Origin of the sequence: Streptomyces sp. NPDC000348 (assembly GCF_042898795.1) — a bacterium.
Lineage (GTDB): Bacteria > Actinomycetota > Actinomycetes > Streptomycetales > Streptomycetaceae > Streptomyces.
This window is the reverse complement of record NZ_JBIAZD010000027.1, coordinates 37,250-55,558: the sequence shown is the minus strand read 5'-3', so window position 1 is coordinate 55,558 and position 18,309 is coordinate 37,250. Positions and strand designations below refer to the sequence as shown.

15 protein-coding genes are annotated in these 18,309 nt (G+C 74.2%); 3 read left to right on the top strand and 12 right to left on the bottom strand.

The genetic code is table 11. The features are described from left to right. Positions 1-43: 43 nt before the first annotated feature. The 8 genes from ACFY3N_RS33975 to rimP all read right to left on the bottom strand — a co-directional run bounded on the left by ACFY3N_RS33975 (position 44) and on the right by rimP (position 11,104). Positions 44-3,859 (bottom strand): trypsin-like peptidase domain-containing protein, encoded by a 3,816-nt coding sequence (locus ACFY3N_RS33975; protein ID WP_390820666.1) that lies wholly within the window; start codon positions 3,857-3,859, stop codon positions 44-46. 248 nt (positions 3,860-4,107) lie between these two features. Further along, complete coding sequence (gene truB, locus ACFY3N_RS33970; RefSeq protein WP_390820665.1) at positions 4,108-5,013, bottom strand: tRNA pseudouridine(55) synthase TruB; 906 nt, start codon at positions 5,011-5,013, stop codon at positions 4,108-4,110. After that, positions 5,010-5,459, bottom strand: a complete 450-nt coding sequence (gene rbfA / locus ACFY3N_RS33965; RefSeq protein ID WP_390820664.1) for a 30S ribosome-binding factor RbfA — start codon at positions 5,457-5,459, stop codon at positions 5,010-5,012. Before rbfA ends, truB begins: the two co-directional genes overlap by 4 nt. Positions 5,460-5,508: 49 nt before the next feature. Further along, on the bottom strand, positions 5,509-5,802 hold the full coding sequence (locus tag ACFY3N_RS33960; RefSeq protein ID WP_390820663.1) for a DUF503 domain-containing protein: 294 nt from the start codon (positions 5,800-5,802) through the stop codon (positions 5,509-5,511). A 195-nt stretch (positions 5,803-5,997) separates the two neighbouring features. Continuing rightward, positions 5,998-9,045 (bottom strand): translation initiation factor IF-2, encoded by a 3,048-nt coding sequence (infB, locus tag ACFY3N_RS33955; RefSeq protein ID WP_390820662.1) that lies wholly within the window; start codon positions 9,043-9,045, stop codon positions 5,998-6,000. A gap of 185 nt (positions 9,046-9,230) precedes the next feature. Continuing rightward, positions 9,231-9,512 carry a YlxR family protein gene (locus ACFY3N_RS33950; protein ID WP_390820661.1) on the bottom strand — a complete coding sequence of 94 codons (282 nt, stop codon included), beginning with the start codon at positions 9,510-9,512 and terminating at the stop codon, positions 9,231-9,233. A gap of 102 nt (positions 9,513-9,614) precedes the next feature. Continuing rightward, a complete protein-coding gene (gene nusA / locus ACFY3N_RS33945) occupies positions 9,615-10,601 on the bottom strand; it encodes a transcription termination factor NusA (RefSeq protein ID WP_390820660.1) in 987 nt (328 codons plus the stop codon). Between the two features lie 2 nt (positions 10,602-10,603). Further along, positions 10,604-11,104, bottom strand: a complete 501-nt coding sequence (gene rimP / locus ACFY3N_RS33940; protein ID WP_390820659.1) for a ribosome maturation factor RimP — start codon at positions 11,102-11,104, stop codon at positions 10,604-10,606. Positions 11,105-11,309: 205 nt separating this feature from the next. Here rimP and ACFY3N_RS33935 point away from each other — a divergent pair, with 205 nt between their 5' ends. The 3 genes from ACFY3N_RS33935 to ACFY3N_RS33925 are packed head-to-tail and all read left to right on the top strand — an operon-like array spanning position 11,310 to position 13,264. Further along, complete coding sequence (locus ACFY3N_RS33935; RefSeq protein ID WP_390820658.1) at positions 11,310-11,843, top strand: hypothetical protein; 534 nt, start codon at positions 11,310-11,312, stop codon at positions 11,841-11,843. After that, on the top strand, positions 11,840-12,313 hold the full coding sequence (locus ACFY3N_RS33930) for a ferritin-like domain-containing protein (protein ID WP_390820657.1): 474 nt from the start codon (positions 11,840-11,842) through the stop codon (positions 12,311-12,313). Before ACFY3N_RS33935 ends, ACFY3N_RS33930 begins: the two co-directional genes overlap by 4 nt. A gap of 45 nt (positions 12,314-12,358) precedes the next feature. Further along, entirely contained in the window at positions 12,359-13,264 is a 906-nt protein-coding gene (locus ACFY3N_RS33925; protein ID WP_390820656.1) for an aminoglycoside phosphotransferase family protein, read from the top strand. A gap of 413 nt (positions 13,265-13,677) precedes the next feature. On the opposite strand, the gene ACFY3N_RS33920 is transcribed toward ACFY3N_RS33925, so the two are convergent. The 4 genes from ACFY3N_RS33920 to ispG form a co-directional block, all read right to left on the bottom strand. After that, positions 13,678-15,378, bottom strand: coding sequence for a proline--tRNA ligase (locus tag ACFY3N_RS33920; protein ID WP_390820655.1), 1,701 nt, complete (start codon positions 15,376-15,378; stop codon positions 13,678-13,680). Between the two features lie 80 nt (positions 15,379-15,458). Beyond that, entirely contained in the window at positions 15,459-16,025 is a 567-nt protein-coding gene (locus ACFY3N_RS33915; RefSeq protein ID WP_390820654.1) for a GNAT family N-acetyltransferase, read from the bottom strand. A 40-nt stretch (positions 16,026-16,065) separates the two neighbouring features. After that, positions 16,066-16,914 (bottom strand): GNAT family N-acetyltransferase, encoded by an 849-nt coding sequence (locus tag ACFY3N_RS33910; protein WP_390820653.1) that lies wholly within the window; start codon positions 16,912-16,914, stop codon positions 16,066-16,068. Between the two features lie 138 nt (positions 16,915-17,052). Beyond that, positions 17,053-18,210 carry a flavodoxin-dependent (E)-4-hydroxy-3-methylbut-2-enyl-diphosphate synthase gene (ispG, locus tag ACFY3N_RS33905; protein WP_390820652.1) on the bottom strand — a complete coding sequence of 386 codons (1,158 nt, stop codon included), beginning with the start codon at positions 18,208-18,210 and terminating at the stop codon, positions 17,053-17,055. Positions 18,211-18,309 lie beyond the last annotated feature (99 nt).

The window sequence follows — 18,309 nt, the reverse complement described above, 5'->3', positions numbered from 1 at the left end:
TCGGCATGGGGGCTGTGTGACGGGGTGCACGTGCCGGCCGGGGTCAGACGGGGACGCCCGCGCCGGCCGGGTTCTCGATCGTCCGGCGGGTGGCGGGGCCGACGAGCGCGGCCCACTCGTGCGGGGCGTCCGTCAGCCAGCCGGTCAGGGCGGCGGCGAAGCCCGGCACATGACGGCCCAGGTCGGCCAGGCAGCGGTCGAAGCGGGTGGCGCCCTCCGCGGTGCGGACGAGGAGCAGCCCGGTGCGGTGCACGAGGACGCGCGGCTCGGGGCCGCTGCCGCGGGCCGCGGCGCGCAGCACCGCCTCCAGGACGGAAGGGTCGGACTCGCGGGCGAGCAGGGTGTCCAGCAGCTCGCGGCGCAGCGGGCGGGAGGCCGGTGTGCCGGGAGCGGCGAGGACGCCGGCGAGGGCCACCCTGAGCGGTTGCGGGCCGCCGTCGAGCAGGCCGGTGAGCAGGGTCCTCAGTACGGCGCGGGCGGCCGGGCCCCGCTCCAGCCGTCCGTCGGCGTACGCGGCCACGTGTCCGGTCAGCTCCGGCCGCCGCTCCACCGTCTCCCGTACGAGTGCGGCGACCGGGCGGGCCAGGGCGGGTGGGGTGGCGTCGGCGAGGGCACGGAACGCCTCGCCCGCGTCGGCCCCGCCGAGTCTGGTCCGGAAGGCGTCGAGGACGGGCTGCGGATGGGTGCCGAGGGCGGGGGTGAGCGCGCTCGGCGGGAGGAGGGGGTCGCCGGCCGTGAAGCGCTCCAGGGCCCGTGGGAGGTGGCGGTCCCTGCTGTCGGGGTCGCGGACGAGGAGGGCGAGGGCGCCGCCGTGCAGATCGCGGTCGGCGGTGCGGACGAGGACCGCGAGCGCCGCGTACCTCAGCAGGGTGCGGTCGGTGTCGTCGCGCGCGTACGGCGCGACCCGCAGTCCGTGGGCGACGGCCGTGGCCCGGCGTGCGGGCCGTTCGTCCTTCGCCCACCGGTCGACGGCCCTGCACATCGCGGCGGGCTCCTCCTCCGCCAGCACGGTGAGCAGCTGGTCGGCCCGCCGGTGCGCGCTGTCGGCGAGCGCCTCCGTCAGCGCGTCCGGGGCCGCGTGCCGGTGGGTGTGCAGGAGCGCCTGCGCGGCGGTCGCCACGGTGGCGTGCGGGGTGGCGGGCAGCGGGCGCTCGTCCTCGAACCAGCGGATGAGGTACGGCATGACGGCGACGGGGTCGGCGGCGAGCAGCCGGGCGGCGGCGTCGAGGAAGCGGGGCCCGTTCTCGCACGGCGGGCCGTCGGCGTGGACGAGCCGGCGCAGCAGTGCGCAGCGCGTTTCCAGCGGCAGCCGGAGAGTGGTCCAGAAGGCGGGCCCCAGCTCGGGCGGCACGGCCCGCCGCTGCTCCCGCCAGGCCACGAGACGGTCGGCCAGCAGCCGCAGCACGTCCGTGTACGGCGTCGCGTCAGCCACGCGCGCGAGGGTCCCGCCGAGCAGGCGGGCGGCCCACCAGGAGCCCGGATCGGCGTCGAGGGCGTGCACCAGATCCGTGAGCCGCGAGGAGAGCCGTCGGCTCCCGTACCGCCGCGCGAGGAACAGCAGGGCCTCGACGACGGCGCCGATGCGGTGGTGCGGGACGGGGGTGACGCCCGGGAGGACGGCTTCGGCCCCGGGCGCGGCCCGGCGGCCGGCCGGTGGGAGACGGAGGCCGGACGCGGACCGTGACCGTGCGCCGGGGCCGGCGGCGGGCGGTGCCGGGCGGCCGGCGGCCGCACCGGCCCCACCGCCGTCGGCGGCGTTCCCCGGACGGGTGCCGGTCGCCGCGCCGCTGTGCCGGGAGGGCGGTGCCGGGAGGAGGTCGTCGTCGGCGGGCCGGTACTCGGCGTCGGCGACGGCCCAGGGGTCGGGGCCGGCGACGGTCCAGGGGTCGAAGGCGACGGCGGGCAGGGCGGCACGGCCGGCCGGCGGGAGAGGACCGTCGGCGGCGGGCCGGGTCCGGTGACCGGGCGGCGGGGAGCCGTCCCCGGTGGCGGCGGGCGGCGGGGTGCGGTCGTCGTGGATGGCCGTGGTGGCGGGGACGGTGTGGACCAGGGCGCGCAGGGCGTCGTCCACATCGAGGTGGGTGCCGTGGAGCCAGTCGGCCAGCTCCTCGTCCGCGAACCGGTGGCCGGTGGTCCCGGCCGGGACGAGGAGCCCCTCGGCGAGCACGGCGGAGGCCCAGCCGGTGCCGCCGCCGAGCCGGTCGGGGGCGACTCCCCGGGGGAACACCGCGTCGAACGTCTCCCGGTCCAGCTGCCCCGTGCCGAGACTGCGCCGGGCGGCCTCGTGCACCTGTCCGGCGACCCTGGCGGCGAGCCGGCGCACGGCGGTGCCGGAGATCCCGTTCCGGTCGGCGAGGCGGGCGGCGATCCGCAGGCACACCAGGTCCAGGTGGGCCGAGAAGACGGCGTCGCGGTCGACGGGGGCCTCGGGGGTGGCGCCGGCGAGGGCCGCCCGGACGTCCGCGAGCATCCGCAGGGTCAGGGGGTGGCGGGCGTCGGCGTCGGCGACCGCGCCCTCGGGGACGCCGTGGCGGGCGCGCGCCTCGCGGGCCTCCTCGGCGGTGAGGTCGCCGAGGACCACACGGGCGGGGAGCCCGTCGGGGCGGGGTGTGCCGGGGTGCAGCAGGTCCTCCGGGAACCCCGCCTCCTCCCAGTACTCCGCGCGGCACGCCACCACCAGCCGGGCCCCCGTCGCCCGCAGCCACCGCGCGGTCGCGGCGGTCCACTCGGCCGGCCTGTCGAGCAGGGCTTCCTCGGGTCCGTCGAGGAGCAGCAGCAGGGGACGGCCGGCCCTGCGGGCGATCCCGGCCAGGCGCTCCGGGCCGACGTCGCCGAGGGCGCCCGGGCCGGCCGGGAACGGGGCGCGGGAGGCGGCGACGACGGCGGCGGCCCGGTCCAGTGCCCGGCGGGCGGCGTCCGCGACCGAGCCGTCGCCCTCGCCCAGGTCGGCGCCGCGCAGCCGGAGGGTGGGCCGGCCCGCGCGGTGCCGGCGGGCGGCGAGCGCCGCGAGTTGCGTCGTACGGCCGCTGCCGGGCGGCCCGACCAGGCCCAGCACGGCGACCCCGCCCCGCTCGAACGCGGCGAACTCCGCGAGCACGGCGGGCCGGTCGACGGGCTCCACGGCACCGGGCGGCCCGTCCCGTCCGACCGGGCCGGCCGTGAGCCGCACCAGCCCGGCGAGGTTGAGATCGGCCCCGTAGGCCGGGACCGTCGCCGCGTTCTCGGCGAGCAGCTCGGCGAGCGGGCCCCGGGCGGGGGCCGGGGGAGGCAGCGGTACGGCGAAGCCCTCGCCCCGGTCGTCCGAGCGGAGCGCGGTGTTGAGGACGCCGAGCACAGTGCCGGTGGTGGCGTCGAGCACCGGGCCGCCGGCGGCCCCGCCGCCGAGCCGCAGCGCGTCCCGGCCCGAAGTGCCGACCGCCAGCTCCAGGGCGTCGCCGAGGGGGTACGCGCGGTCGGTGGCGGTGTAGGTCACGGCGCTCGTCCCCAGCACGCGCGCCTCGCGCCAGCCCCCGGCGGCGATCCGCACATAGGTGCCGGGCCGGACGGCGCGCCGCGCGGTGACCGGCAGCGGTGCGACGCCGAGCCCTTCGCTGCGGACCAGGGCCAGGCCGAGCGCGGGCAGCGGGGTCACCGCGTCCGCGGTCACCACGCACCGGCGGCCGGCCGCCGCGTGCAGCACGAGTCGGGGCAGACCGTCGACCGCCTCGTGGCTGGTGAGCACCGTGCCGCGGTGATCGGCCACGAAGCCGGTTCCGCGCGGCCGGCCGGCGAGGTCGTGCAGGCGGACCAGGACGTCGGACGGAACCGGAGTCCCGTCCGGCGTGTCCCGTTCGTCGCGGGGTTCGTAGGGGGACGGCATCGTCGAAGCCTCCCGTCGCGCATCCGTGCCCTTGACCGCGACAGTAGGGCCGGGATGATCAGCGGGACAGATCGCCCGGTGAACGCGCCCCTTCCGCTCCCCCGGTTCACTCCGAGCGCCCGCGCTTACGGGTGAACAGGCGGAGGTGGATGGATAACCCTAGGGGTGGGGGAACCGAGGGGGGCCGTGGAGCGGCGTCACGTCATTCCCGTGACGCCGCTCCACGGGCGGATCCGCCCGTGGAGCGGTCAGCCGAAGACGGCCAGGCTCCTGGCCTTGCCCCGCTGCTCCTCGACGAGCGCCAGGAACCGGTCCGCGGGGCCGAACACGGCCACGGCTCCGGAGCCGGCGTACTCCTCGGGCATCTCCAGGCGCACTCCGTTGGTGAGCAGCCTGGCCCGCCGGTCGTCGACGTCCCAGCGCGGGAACGCGGCCGTGGCGGCCTCGGCGATCGGCATCACCGTCAGCTCCTGCTGGAGCTGGTCCAGCGTCTTCGCGGAGTCCAGCTTGTACGGGCCGACGCGGGTCCGGCGCAGTGCGGTGAGGTGCCCGCCGACGCCCAGTCCTGCGCCCAGGTCGCGGGCGAGGGCGCGGATGTAGGTGCCGGAGGAGCAGACGACCGACACCACCAGGTCCAGCACCGGGGTGCCGTCCTCGGCGACCGCCTCCCGGACGTCGTACACGGAGAACGAGGAGACGGTGACCGGCCGGGCGGGGATGTCGAACTCCTCGCCCTCCCGGGCCCGCTTGTAGGAGCGCACCCCGTTGATCTTGATGGCGCTGACCTTGGACGGCACCTGCATGATGTCGCCGGTCAGCTCGGCGACGCCGGCGTCGATGGCCTCGCGGGTGACCGCGGAGGCGTCGGTGGAGGAGCTGATCTCCCCCTCGGCGTCGTCGGTGAGCGTGTTCTGCCCGAGCCGGACGGTGCCCAGGTACTCCTTCTCGGTCAGCGCGAGGTGGCCGAGGAGCTTGGTCGCCCTCTCGACGCCGAGGACGAGGACGCCCGTCGCCATCGGGTCGAGGGTGCCGGCGTGGCCGACGCGCCGGGTGCGCGCGATGCCGCGCATCTTGGCGACCACGTCGTGCGAAGTGAAGCCCGACGGCTTGTCGACGATGACGAGGCCGTCGGGCGTGGTGTGCTTCTGGGTCATTCGGCGGTGTCGTCCGTCTCGTCGTCTTCCGGCTTGCGGTACGGGTCGGCCTCGCCGGCGTACGTGGCGCCCGCGGACGCCTCGCGCACCTTCGCGTCGGACTGGCGCGCCTTGTCGAGGAGGTCCTCGATGGTGCGTGCCGTGTCCGGGAGCGCGTCCATGACGAAGGTCAGGATCGGCGTGAACTTCACGCCCGCCGCCCGGCCCACCTCGGAGCGCAGGACGCCCTTGGCGCTCTCCAGGCCCGCCGCGGCGGCCTTGCGCTCCTCGTCGTCCCCGTACACCGTGTAGAAGACGGTTGCCTCCCTGAGGTCACCCGTGACCCGGGTGTCCGTGATGGTGACGTGCGAGCCGAGCCGCGGGTCCTTGATCCCGCGCTGCAGCTTCTGGGCCACCACCTCTCGGATGAGGTCCGCCAGCCTTTTCGCCCGCGCGTTGTCGGCCACTGGTCCGTCTCCCGTTCTTTCCTGTCTGCGTATCTCTGGGCTGTGGTCGTCAGTCGTCTTCGCCGTGGAAGCGCCGCCTGACGGACAGCAGTTCCACCTCTGGGCGTCCGGCGACCAGCCGCTCGCACCGGTCCAGTACGTCGGTCAGGTGCCCCGCGTCGCCGGACACCATGGCCAGGCCGATGACCGCCCTGCGGTGGAGGTTCATGTGATCCACCTCGGCCGCGCTCACCGGGTACTTGCGCTGGAGCTCGGCGACGATCGGGCGGACTACGGAGCGCTTCTCCTTCAGCGAACGCACGTCACCGAGGAGGAGGTCGAAGGACAGCGTCCCCACATACATGTGTGCAACCGGTTCACCCGCCGGTACGGGATCGACGGCCCCGCCGTCCGTGGTGGGCGGGGACATCTGAACCGTACATCGAAGGGGGCGGGGTGATCGACGGATATTGCGCTCCGCCGGCCGCCCCGCCGCGCACACACGTGCCGGCCGGCGGGACCCGGGTGGGTCCCGCCGGCCGGCACGCACCGTGGGATGTTACGCCCGCGGCTTCTCGCGCATCTCGTACGTCGCGATGACGTCGTCGACCTTGATGTCGTTGAAGTTTCCGAGGTTGATACCGCCCTCGTAGCCTTCGCGGATCTCGGTGACGTCGTCCTTGAAGCGACGCAGACCCTCGATGTTGAGGTTCTCCGCGATGACCTTGCCATCGCGCAGCAGGCGCGCCTTGGTGTTGCGCCTGACCTCGCCGGAGCGGATGAGCACACCCGCGATGTTGCCCAGCTTGGACGAGCGGAAGACCTCGCGGATCTCCGCCGTGCCGAGCTCGACCTCTTCGTACTCCGGCTTGAGCATGCCCTTGAGGGCCGCCTCGATCTCCTCGATCGCCTGGTAGATGACCGAGTAGTAACGGACGTCCACACCCTCGCGCTCGGCCATCTGCGCGGCACGCCCGGCGGCGCGCACGTTGAAGCCGATCACGATGGCGTCGGAGCCCATCGCCAGGTCGATGTCGGACTCCGTGACCGCACCGACGCCGCGGTGCAGGACGCGGATGTCGACCTCTTCGCCGACGTCCAGCTGGAGCAGCGAGGACTCGAGGGCCTCGACCGAACCGGAGGCGTCACCCTTGATGATCAGGTTCAGCTGCTGGACCTCGCCGGCCTTGAGCACCTTGTCCAGGTCCTCGAGGGAGACGCGGCGCGTGCGCTTGGCGAACGCGGCGTTGCGCTCACGGGCGGCGCGCTTCTCGGCGATCTGACGGGCCGTACGGTCCTCGTCCACGACGATGAAGTTGTCGCCCGCACCCGGGACGTTGGTCAGGCCCAGGACCTGGACCGGCGTCGACGGGCCCGCCTCGGCGACGTTGTTGCCGTTGTCGTCGAGCATGGCGCGCACGCGGCCGTAGGCGTCGCCCACCACCATCGTGTCGCCGACCCGCAGCGTGCCTCGCTGGACGAGGACGGTCGCCACGGCACCGCGGCCGCGGTCGAGCCGGGACTCGATCGAGATGCCCTGCGCGTCCTGCGTGGGGTTGGCCCGCAGGTCGAGCGAGGCGTCCGCGGTGAGGATGACGGCCTCGAGGAGGCTGTCGATGTGCAGACCCTGCTTGGCGGAGATGTCGACGAACATGGTGTCGCCGCCGTACTCCTCGGCCACCAGGCCGTACTCGGTCAGCTGACCGCGCACCTTGGTCGGGTCGGCGCCCTCGACGTCGATCTTGTTGACCGCGACGACGATCGGCACGTCGGCCGCCTTGGCGTGGTTGAGCGCCTCGACCGTCTGCGGCATGACGCCGTCGTTGGCCGCGACGACCAGGATCGCGATGTCGGTCGAGCGCGCACCGCGGGCACGCATGGCGGTGAACGCCTCGTGACCCGGGGTGTCGATGAAGGTGATCTTGCGCTCTTCTTCGTTGACCTCGGTCGCGACCTGGTAGGCACCGATGTGCTGGGTGATGCCGCCGGCCTCGCCCGCGATGACGTTCGTCTTGCGGATGGCGTCGAGGAGGCGGGTCTTTCCGTGGTCGACGTGACCCATGACGGTGACGACCGGCGGGCGGACCACCAGGTCCTCCTCGTCGCCCTCGTCCTCGCCGAACTCCAGGTCGAAGGACTCGAGCAGCTCGCGGTCCTCCTCCTCCGGGCTGACGATCTGAACCGTGTAGTTCATCTCGCCGGCGAGGAGCTGGAGCGTCTCGTCGGAGACGGACTGAGTCGCGGTGACCATCTCGCCCAGGTTCATCATGACCGCGACGAGCGACGCCGGGTTGGCGTTGATCTTCTCCGCGAAGTCGGTGAGCGAGGCACCGCGCGACAGGCGAATGGTCTCGCCGTTGCCGCGGGGCAGCATCACACCGCCGACCGACGGGGCCTGCATGGCCTCGTACTCCTGGCGCCTCTGCCGCTTCGACTTGCGGCCGCGACGCGCGGGACCGCCGGGACGGCCGAAGGCGCCCTGCGTGCCACCGCGGCCACCGGGGCCACCGGGACGGCCGCCGAAGCCGGGACGGCCACCGCCGCCACCGAAGCCGCCGCCACCGCCGCCGGGACGACCGGCGAAACCGCCGCCGCCACCGGGACGACCGGCACCGGCACCGCCACCCGGACGACCGGCGAAACCGCCGCCGCCGGGACGACCGGCACCGCCGCCGGGGCGACCCGCACCGCCCGGACCGCGGCCACCGGGGCCGGGACGCGGGCCGGCAGCGGGACGCTGCGGCATCATGCCGGGGTTCGGACGCGGACCGCCGGGGCCGCCACCGGGACGGGGACCGCCCTGCGGACGCGGCATCGAGCCCGGGGTCGGGCGCGGGCCGCCCGGAGCCTGCGGACGCGGACCGCCGCCCTGGCCACCGGGGGCCTGCGGACGGGGACCGGCGCCGCCGGGACCGGCCGGACCGGGCCGCGCGCCCTGCGGGCGCGGAGCCTGCGGACGGGCCATGCCGGTGGAGCCACCGGAGGTGAAGGGGTTGTTACCGGGACGCGGACCGGCCGGGCGACCACCCGGACGCGGTGCGCCGCCACCGGGACGCTGACCCTGACCGGCCGGACGGCCCTGGCCGCCCTGACCCTGCCCCTGACCGGCGGGACGACCGCCGGGCTTGGGGGCACCGGGACGCGCGCCGCCGGGCTTCGGACCGGCCGGAGCCGGGGCCGCCGCCGCGGGCGGGGCCTGGAACTCCGGGGCCGCCGGAGCCGGACGCGGCGCGGGGCGCGGGCCCGGCGTCGGACGCGGACCGGGAGCCGCCGGCGCGGGCGCCGACGGGGCCGACTGAGCCGCCGGCGGCTGGGCCGCGGCGGGCTTGGGTGCGGCCGGCGGCTTCGGGGCGGCCGGACGCGCCGCCTGCGCCGGGGACGGCGCGGCGGGCCTGGGGGCCGCCTTGCGGGGCGCGCCGGGCTTCGCGGCGGACCTGCCGTTGCCCCCGCCCTGCTGGAAGGCGTCGGTCAGCTTGCGTACTACGGGCGCTTCGATGGTCGAAGACGCCGAACGGACGAATTCACCGAGTTCCTGGAGCTTGGCCATGACGACCTTGCTCTCGACACCGAACTCCTTGGCGAGTTCGTAGACCCGGACCTTAGCCACTTCGCTCCTTTGAGGTCCGGGTTGCGTCCGGACCGTCGCTAGTTCATGGGCGTACTCATCGCGTACTCATCGAGTGCTCATCGCAATCTCGACCTGCTTTCGACTCGCGAGGTACCAGACCGCACGGGGAGGTCCGTGCGGCATGTTCTTACGTGTTGCCTGTCCAGCCGGCGTGGAGCCGCTGCTCAGCAACCTTGTGCCTGCTCGACGTAGTGGCGCAACGCCTTTACGTCGAGCGGTCCCGGGACGCGGAGCGCCCGCGGGAACGCCCTGCGGCGCACCGCCTGGTCGAGACAGACCGGGACGGGGTGCACATACGCACCCCGGCCGGGCAGCGTACCGCGAGGATCGGGGACGCACGCGTCCTCGATCGCCACGATCCGCAGCAGCTCGTTCTTGACCGCTCGCTCCCGGCACCCCACGCAGGTGCGCTCGGGGCGTACGCCAGCACGTGTCCGGCCAGACACTCCTCAGTCTACCTCCCCGCGCCGACCTCACCCCTTTGGGGCAAGAATCGAACACTTGCCGCGCGCAAAGCTGTCGTGATCTCAGCGGCCTGCGGCCTGGATCTATTCCCCGGCCTGTTCCGTGTCCGGCCGGATGTCGATCCGCCAGCCGGTCAGCCGGGCGGCGAGGCGGGCGTTCTGCCCCTCCTTGCCGATCGCCAGGGACAGCTGGTAGTCCGGCACGGTCACGCGGGCCGAGCGGGCCGCCATGTCGACGATGTCCACCTTGGAGACCCGGGCCGGCGACAGCGCGTTCGCCACCATCTCGGCCGGGTCGTCGGACCAGTCGACGATGTCGATCTTCTCGCCGTTCAGCTCGCCCATGACGTTGCGCACCCGGCCGCCCATGGGGCCGATGCAGGCGCCCTTGGCGTTCAGGCCCGAGCGGGTGGAGCGTACGGCGATCTTGGTGCGGTGGCCGGCCTCGCGGGCGATCGCGGAGATCTCGACGGACCCGTCGGCGATCTCCGGCACCTCCAGGGCGAAGAGCTTCTTCACCAGGTTGGGGTGCGTGCGCGACAGGGTGACGGAGGGGCCGCGCACCCCCTTGGCCACCCGGACGACGTAGCTGCGCAGCCGCAGGCCGTGCGGATAGGTCTCGCCGGGCACCTGCTCCTGCACCGGCAGGATGGCCTCCAGCTTGCCGATGTCGACCAGCACGTTCTTCGGGTCGCGGCCCTGCTGGACCACTCCGGTGACGATGTCGCCCTCGCGGCCGGCGTACTCGCCGAGCGTCGCGTCGTCCTCGGCGTCGCGCAGGCGCTGCAGGATGACCTGCTTGGCCGTGGTGGCGGCGATACGGCCGAAGCCGGACGGGGTGTCGTCGAACTCGCGGGCCTCCTGGCCCTCCTCGAGGTCCTCGGGGTCCTCCTTCGCCCACACGGTCACGTGTCCGGTCTCCCGGTTCAGCTCCACGCGCGCGCGCCGGCGGCTTCCCTCGGTGCGGTGGTAGGCGATGAGGAGGGCCGATTCGATCGCTTCGACCAGCAGGTCGAGGGAGATCTCCTTCTCCCGTACCAAGAGCCGAAGGGCACTCATGTCGATGTCCACGATTACGCCTCCTCTTCCTTCTCGTTGTCCTTGCGGTTGAACTCGACCTGGACGCGCGCCCTGGTGATGCCGTCGAAGGCGAGTCTGCGCGCGGTGGCCTTGCGGCCCTTCACGCCGGGCACCTCGAGGTCGAGACCGTCGTCGTCCACCCCGAGGATCCTGGCGACCAGTTCTCCGCCCTCGGCCAGCTGGAACCGGACCAGGCGGCCGGTGGCACGCACGTAGTGCCGGTGCTCGGTGAGGGGGCGCTCCGCGCCCGGGGTTCCGACCTCGAGGGTGTACTCCCCGCCGCCCATCGCGTCCGTCTCGTCGAGCTTCGCCGAGAGCGCGCGGCTCACATCGGCGATCCGGTCGAGGTCCGCTCCGGTGTCGGAGTCGACGACGACGCGCAGCACACGCTTGCGGCCGACCGCGTCCACGGCGATCTCTTCGAGATCCAGGCCCTGGGAGCTGACGAGCGGTTCCAGAAGTTCTCGAAGCCTCTCGCTCTGGGTGGTGCTCATCCGGGTGACTCCTCGGCCGCGTGTGCTGTTGTGGGATGGGGCGCGTGTCTGGTCAAAGGGTATCCGGTCGCGGAGGGTGTTGCCGTCCACCCGGTCACGGAGGGTGCCGCTGAGCGTCCCCGCGCGGGCGCACGGGTACGGTGATCACGGGTCCCGCCCCATCTTTCGTCGCTACGTTCGTACGAGCCCCCCGAGGACGTCTGCCGTGTCGTTCACCCCGTCTCCGCGCGCCCGTTCGGGTCCGCGCAGAAGGAGTCTGCTCGCCGTCGCGCCGACGGCCCTGTTGGTGGCGGGCTGCTCCGCCGGATCCGAGGACTCCGGCGCCTCCGGCGGCAGCCGTCCCTCGGCCGCCGACCGGGCACGCGCGCGTGCGGCCCGGGACAGCAGGGAGCTGGCCGCACGGTACGACGCGGTCGTGGCCGCGCATCCGAAGCTGGCGGAGCGGCTGCGTCCGCTGCGCGCCGAGGTCGCACGGCACGCGGAGGCGTTCGGGGACACGGCGCAGCCCTCGGCGTCGCCGTCGTCGTCCGGGCCGGGTTCCCCCTCGGCCCCCCCGCCGGCCGCCGTGCCCGCGAAGGAGCGGGACGCCCTCGCCGGACTCGCCGCCGCCGAGCGGGAGGTCGCCGGCCGGCTCACGGAGGCGCTGCTGGACGCGCCGGGCGAGCTGGCCCGGCTGCTGGCCTCGGTCGCGGCGGCCGGCGCGGCACATGTGTACCTGCTGACGGAGGCACGAGGGTGAGCGAGTCACGCGAGGCGGAGGACCGGGAACTGCGGGCCCTCCAGGCCGCCCTGGCGGCGGAGCACGCGGCGGTGTACGGCTACGGGGTCGTCGGCGGCCGGATCGGCAAGGACCGGCGCACCGAGGCGCGAACGGCGTACGACGCGCACCGGGCGCGCAGGGACGCGCTGGTGCGCGCGGTGAAGGACGCGGGGGGCGCGCCCGTCGCCGCCGCCGCGGGGTACGCGCTGCCGTTCCCGGTGCCGGACGCGGCGGCGGCGGTCCGGCTGGCGGCGGAGCTGGAGGACAGGGTGGCCGGGGTGTACGCCGATCTGGTGCGCGCGAGCGGGGGCGAGCGGCGGCGGGGGGCCGCCGAGGCGATGCGGGAGGCGGCGGTGCGGTCGGTGCGCTGGAGCGGCGAGAGCGTAGCCTTCCCTGGGCTCGCCGAGCGGGGCGGTACGGCTTCGGGGACCCCGGCGCCGACGGCGTGACGGGACGGCGGGCACCGCGTACAGCAGGAAGGGAACGACTCGCGCATGGTTTTCGAACCGCCGCAGCGTCTGGTGAGGGCTCTCGGTGAGACGGCGCCCGAGGGTGACGACTGGCTGGCGAGGCTGCCGGAGCTGGCGCGCGAGGCCGTCGCGCAGCGTGAGTTGACCGTGGAGCGGGTGCAGGTGCCGGGCGGGCGCAGCAGCCTGGTCGTGCTGGTGCGGACGGCCGGCGGGACGCCCGCCGTGCTGAAGCTGGCGCCGCGCCGGGCGCGCCCGGAGAGCGAGCGGGCCGCGCTGGCCCACTGGGGCGGTCGGGGGGCGGTCCAGTTGCTGGAGCCGGTCCCGGACGCGACCGAGGGGGTGCTGCTGCTGGAGCGGCTGCATCCGGATGTGTCGGTGCGGTCGCTGCCGGAGGCGAAGGCGTTGCTGGAGGCGGCGGGGACGCTGCGCCGGCTCTGGGTGGACCCGCCGGACGGGCACGGTTTCGAGACGGTGGCCGGGCGGACGGAGCGGCAGGCGCGGGCGATGCGGGCGAGCGCGGCGGTCGACCCGGAGGTGGCTCCGCTGGTGGAGGCGGCGCTGGCGGCCCGCGAGGAGCTGCTGGCGGCGCCGCCCGAGCACCGGCTGCTGCACGGGACGTTCCGGCAGAGCAAGGTGCTGTCCGGGGAGCGCATGCCGTGGCTGGCGGTGGGGCCGGACCCGGTGGTCGGCGAACACGCGTTCGACCTGGCGCGGCTGGTGCGGGACCGGGTCGAGGACCTCATCGCGCAGGCGTCGGGAGCGGCGACGACCCGTCGCCGGGTGAAGCGGCTCGCGGAGTCGCTGGAGGTCGACCGGGAACGGCTGCGGGGCTGGACCCTGTTCCGCGCGGTGGAGTCGGGGGTGCGGGCCCGGCGCGTGGGGCGTGAGCGGGACGCTGAGCTCCTCCTGGAGTTCGCGGGCTGGCTCTAGGCCGGTCACCTGGCCCCGGGGCCCGCGGCACACCTCTCCGCCGCGGTCCGCCAGGTCTCCGTCGGGCCGGTGGCGGCAGACGGAGCGGCCCCGGAGGGGACGGCGGTGGGAACGCGTTCGATCACGGCGGAGTCCCGGCGGCTGCGCGGACGTCCGGGGACCCGCGGAACTCGCTCCGGAGCCCGCGGAGGTGCCGGCGGCGCTGTTCGGGGCCACCGGCAGCGGGCCGGTGCCGCGCTCCCCGGCCGGCCCGGTCCGGCTGCGCGCCGGCCGGTGGAAGTGAGACGGGCCGGGTGGGACCCGGGACTCGTGCGGCGGGTGGCCGGAGGCGGACCCGGGGCCCGTGCGGCGGGTGGCCGAAGGCGGACCCGGGGCCCGTGCGGCGGGTGGCCGGCACGGGCCCCGTGACGCCGTTACGCCGTGAGGCGGGCGATGGCCTCGTCGACCGTGAGTTCCTCGCGTTCGCCGGTGCGGCGGTCCTTGAGCTCGACGACGCCCTCGGCGGCGCGACGGCCCGCGACCAGGATCTGCGGGACGCCGATCAGCTCCGAGTCGGTGAACTTCACGCCCGGGGAGACTCCGGGGCGGTCGTCCACCAGGACGCGGAGGCCCGCGGCGGACAGCTTCTCGGAGACGTCCAGCGCCAGCTCGGTCTGGAGGGCCTTGCCCGCGGCGACCACGTGGACGTCGGCCGGGGCGACCTCCGCGGGCCAGCACAGGCCCTTGTCGTCGGCGGTCTGCTCGGCGAGCGCCGCCACCGCGCGGGAGACGCCGATGCCGTAGGAGCCCATGGTGACGCGGACCGGCTTGCCGTTCTGGCCGAGGACGTCGAGCTTGAGGGCGTCGGCGTACTTGCGGCCCAGCTGGAAGATGTGGCCGATCTCGATGGCGCGGTCGAGCTTGAGGCCGGTGCCGCACTTGGGGCAGGGGTCGCCCTCCTGCACCACCACGACGTCCACGTACGCGTCGACCTCGAAGTCGCGCCCCGCGACCACGTTCTTCGCGTGCGTGTCGGCCTTGTTGGCGCCCGTGATCCAGGCGGTGCCGGGTGCCACGCGCGGGTCGGCGATGTACGTCACCTTGCCCAGGCCCTGCGGGCCGACGTAGCCGCGCACCAGGTCGGGGCGGGCGCTGAAGTCCGCCTCGGTCACCATCTCCACGACGGCCGGGGCGAAGTGCGCCTCGACCTTGTCCATGTCGACCTCGCGGTCACCGGGGACGCCCACGGCGACGATCTCGCCGTCGACCTTGACCAGCAGGTTCTTCAGCGTGGCCGAGGCCGGTACGCCGAGCGACGCGGCGAGGGTCTCGATGGTCGGGGTGTCGGGCGTGGGGATGTCCTCGGCGGCCGGGACACCGGCGGCGTCGACCGGCTTCAGCTCGTGGGAGACCGCCTCGGTGTTGGCGGCGAAGTCGCAGTTGGGGCAGTCCGCGAAGGTGTCCTCGCCGGCCTCGGCGGGCGCGAGGAACTCCTCGGACTTGGAGCCGCCCATGGCGCCGGCGGTGGCCGCGCAGATGCGGTAGTCGAGGCCGAGGCGTTCGAAGACCTTCTGGTACGCCTGGCGGTGCAGGGCGTACGACTTCGCCAGGCCCTCGTCCTCCAGGTCGAAGGAGTAGGAGTCCTTCATCAGGAACTCGCGGCCGCGCAGGATGCCGGCGCGGGGGCGGGCCTCGTCCCGGAACTTGGACTGGATCTGGTAGAGGATCACCGGCAGGTCCTTGTAGGAGGACGCCTGGTCCTTCACCATCAGGGTGAAGATCTCCTCGTGGGTGGGGCCGAGGAGGTAGTCGCCGCCCTTGCGGTCCTGGAGGCGGAACAGCTCGGGGCCGTACTCGTCCCAGCGGCCGGTGGCGTCGTAGGGCTCACGCGGCAGCAGGGCGGGGAGCAGGACCTCCTGGGCGCCGATGGCGTCCATCTCCTCGCGGACGATGCGCTCGACGTTGGCGAGGACCTTCTTGCCGAGGGGCAGCCAGGTCCAGATGCCGGCGGCGGTGCGGCGCACGTAGCCGGCCCGGACGAGAAGCTTGTGGCTGAGGACCTCGGCGTCCGCCGGGTCGTCGCGCAGCGTCTTCGCCATCAACTGGGACATGCGCTGGACCGGTGCGTTCGCCATGGTGTACGTACTCCTGCTGCGTCTGGGTGATGGACAGGAGGTTAGCCGGGCGGGACACGGCGGCGGAAATCGATTGTCCGCTATCCGCGCAGGAGCGGCAGCGGGGCGCCCATGACGGCGTACGGCTTGGCGGCGCTGGGGAAGTGGACCTGGCGGGCGAGGTCCTGGTAGCCGAGCGAGCGGTACAGATGCCGGGCCGGGCTCTCGGTGTCGATCGCGGAGAGGATCGAGCGCGGCTGCTCGGCGCCGTCGGTGATCGTGGTGATCAGGGCGCGGCCGATGCCGTGCTTCTGGTACCGGGGGTGGACGTGCAGCTCGGTGATGACGAAGGAGTCGTCGAGCCAGTCGTCGTGGCCCCGGGCGCGCAGATAGGGCTCGACGACGGTGGACCACCAGTGGGCGCGGTCGTTGGGCATGCCGTAGACGAAACCGACCAGGCGGCCCTTGACGGTGGCGCCGAAGGCCCGGGCGCCCGGGAAGGTCATGTGGCGCAGCACGATCTGCCGGCGTACGGCCACCTCGTCGGGGCCGAGCCCGAACGCCACCGCCTGCACCGCCAGCGCCTCGTCGACGTGGCCGGGGAGGTCGAGGGGGCCGATCACGATGTCGTCGGGGTGGGGGCGTCCGTGACCGGGAAAGCGCAGCATGCCGGGGAGACTACAGGGCGTGCCCCGTCAGAACAGCACGCTAGAACAGCACGCTCATGAAGGCGCCGGCCTCTCGGAAGCCCACCCTCGCGTACGTCCTGCGGGCGGGCGTGTTGAAGTCGTTGACGTAGAGGCTCGCCACGGGCGCTATCTCCGTCAGGGCGTAGCGGAGGACGGCCGCCATGCCGGGGGCCGCGACGCCCCTGCCCCGGTGCTCGGGGGCCACCCAGACGCCCTGGATCTGGCAGGCGCGGTCGGTGGCGGCGCCGACCTCGGCCTTGAAGACGACCCTGCCGTCGGCGTCGAAGCGGGCGAAGGAGCGGCCGGCGCCGACGAGCTCGGCGACCCTGGCCTGGTAGAGCAGGCCGCCGTCGCCGGCCAGCGGGGAGACGCCGACCTCCTCGGTGAACATGGCCACGCACGCCGGCATGATCGTCTCCAGCTCGTCCTTGCGGACGCGGCGGACGCGGGGGTCCGGGGGTATGAGCTCGGACATGCGGTCGGTGACCATGAGGGGCTGGCGGGCGCGGACCTCGCGGGCCGGACCCCACTGGGGTTCGAGCAGCCGCCAGAGCGCGGCGGTGGGTTCGGCCGGGCCGACGATGGAGGAGCAGCGGCGGCCGGCCCGGCGGGCACGGTCGGCGAAGGCGCGGACCGCCCGGGGGGTGGCGCAGATGGGCACCAGGTTGGCGCCGGCGTAGCACAGGGACGTGAGGACGCCGCCCTCGTACCAGCCCCACATCTCACCGCCGAGCCGCCAGGGATCCAGGCCCGCGATCCGGACGCGGGCCGTCACGAAGGCGTTCGCGACCGGCTCGCGGTCGAGTACGGCGAGTGCGGCGTCCAGGTCGCTCGGTTCGAGGACCCGGGAAGTGGTCTGCGTCAACACGTGCGGGGCCTCACACAACGGGGTCTGCCTGATGTCCGCACTGTACCTTCGCGAGCCGGGGGCCGCCGCCCCCGGACCCGTGCTCCGGCCCTGGAGGGGCCTCGTCGTCGGGCGCCGGCCGGCACAGGTGAAAACCCGTCAGCCCGCCACCGAGACCTGCGGTTCGCCCGACGCGATGCCGTCCTTCTCCATCTCCTCGGCGATCTTCATCGCCTCCTCGATCAGCGTCTCCACGATCTTCGACTCGGGCACGGTCTTGATGACCTCGCCCTTCACGAAGATCTGCCCCTTGCCGTTGCCCGAGGCCACGCCCAGGTCGGCCTCGCGGGCCTCGCCGGGGCCGTTGACGACGCAGCCCATGACGGCGACGCGCAGCGGCACCTCCATGCCCTCCAGCCCGGCGGTGACCTCCTCGGCGAGCTTGTAGACGTCGACCTGGGCGCGTCCGCAGGACGGGCAGGAGACGATCTCCAGTCCGCGCTGGCGCAGGTTCAGCGACTCCAGGATCTGGATGCCGACCTTGACCTCCTCGACCGGCGGGGCGGACAGCGAGACGCGGATGGTGTCGCCGATGCCCTGGGAGAGCAGCGCGCCGAAGGCGACGGCCGACTTGATGGTGCCCTGGAAGGCGGGCCCGGCCTCGGTGACGCCGAGGTGGAGGGGGTAGTCGCACTGGGCGGCGAGCTGGCGGTAGGCCTCGACCATGATCACGGGGTCGTTGTGCTTGACGGAGATCTTGATGTCGCGGAAGTCGTGCTCCTCGAAGAGGGACGCCTCCCACAGGGCGGACTCGGCCAGCGCCTCGGGGGTGGCCCTGCCGTACTTCTGGAGCAGGCGCCGGTCCAGCGAGCCGGCGTTGACGCCGATGCGGATCGGGGTGCCGTGGTCCCTGGCCGCCCTGGCGATCTCCTTGACCTTGTCGTCGAACTGCTTGATGTTGCCGGGGTTCACCCGCACCGCCGCGCAGCCCGCCTCGATCGCGGCGAAGACGTACTTGGGCTGGAAGTGGATGTCGGCGATCACCGGGATCTGCGACTTGCGGGCGATGGTCGCCAGCGCGTCCGCGTCGTCCTGGGTGGGGCAGGCCACCCGGACGATCTGGCAGCCGGAGGCGGTGAGCTCGGCGATCTGCTGGAGGGTGGCGCCGATGTCGGACGTGCGCGTGGTCGTCATCGACTGCACGGACACCGGGGCGTCCCCGCCCACCGCCACCGACCCGACCTGGATCTGCCGGCTCTTCCGGCGCTCGGCGAGCTTGGTCGGAACGGACGGCATGCCGAGAGAAATCGCAGTCATCTGCTGTGCAACCCCAAGTCGTGGATCAAGGTCCGGCTCCCCGTGAGCAGCGGGCTCCGGGCTCCGAGATTACGGCACCGGCCGACGCGCGAGCACATC

What these genes read in the sequence shown, in the direction of transcription:
- ACFY3N_RS33975 (WP_390820666.1), bottom strand. Translation starts at nt 3,859, where the DNA reads ATGCCGTCCCCCTACGAACCCCGCGACGAACGGGACACGCCGGACGGG.
- truB (WP_390820665.1), bottom strand. Translation starts at nt 5,013, where the DNA reads ATGACCCAGAAGCACACCACGCCCGACGGCCTCGTCATCGTCGACAAG.
- ACFY3N_RS33960 (WP_390820663.1), bottom strand. Translation starts at nt 5,802, where the DNA reads ATGTATGTGGGGACGCTGTCCTTCGACCTCCTCCTCGGTGACGTGCGT.
- rimP (WP_390820659.1), bottom strand. Translation starts at nt 11,104, where the DNA reads ATGAGCACCACCCAGAGCGAGAGGCTTCGAGAACTTCTGGAACCGCTC.
- ACFY3N_RS33925 (WP_390820656.1), top strand. Translation starts at nt 12,359, where the DNA reads ATGGTTTTCGAACCGCCGCAGCGTCTGGTGAGGGCTCTCGGTGAGACG.
- ACFY3N_RS33920 (WP_390820655.1), bottom strand. Translation starts at nt 15,378, where the DNA reads ATGGCGAACGCACCGGTCCAGCGCATGTCCCAGTTGATGGCGAAGACG.
- ACFY3N_RS33915 (WP_390820654.1), bottom strand. Translation starts at nt 16,025, where the DNA reads ATGCTGCGCTTTCCCGGTCACGGACGCCCCCACCCCGACGACATCGTG.
- ispG (WP_390820652.1), bottom strand. Translation starts at nt 18,210, where the DNA reads ATGACTGCGATTTCTCTCGGCATGCCGTCCGTTCCGACCAAGCTCGCC.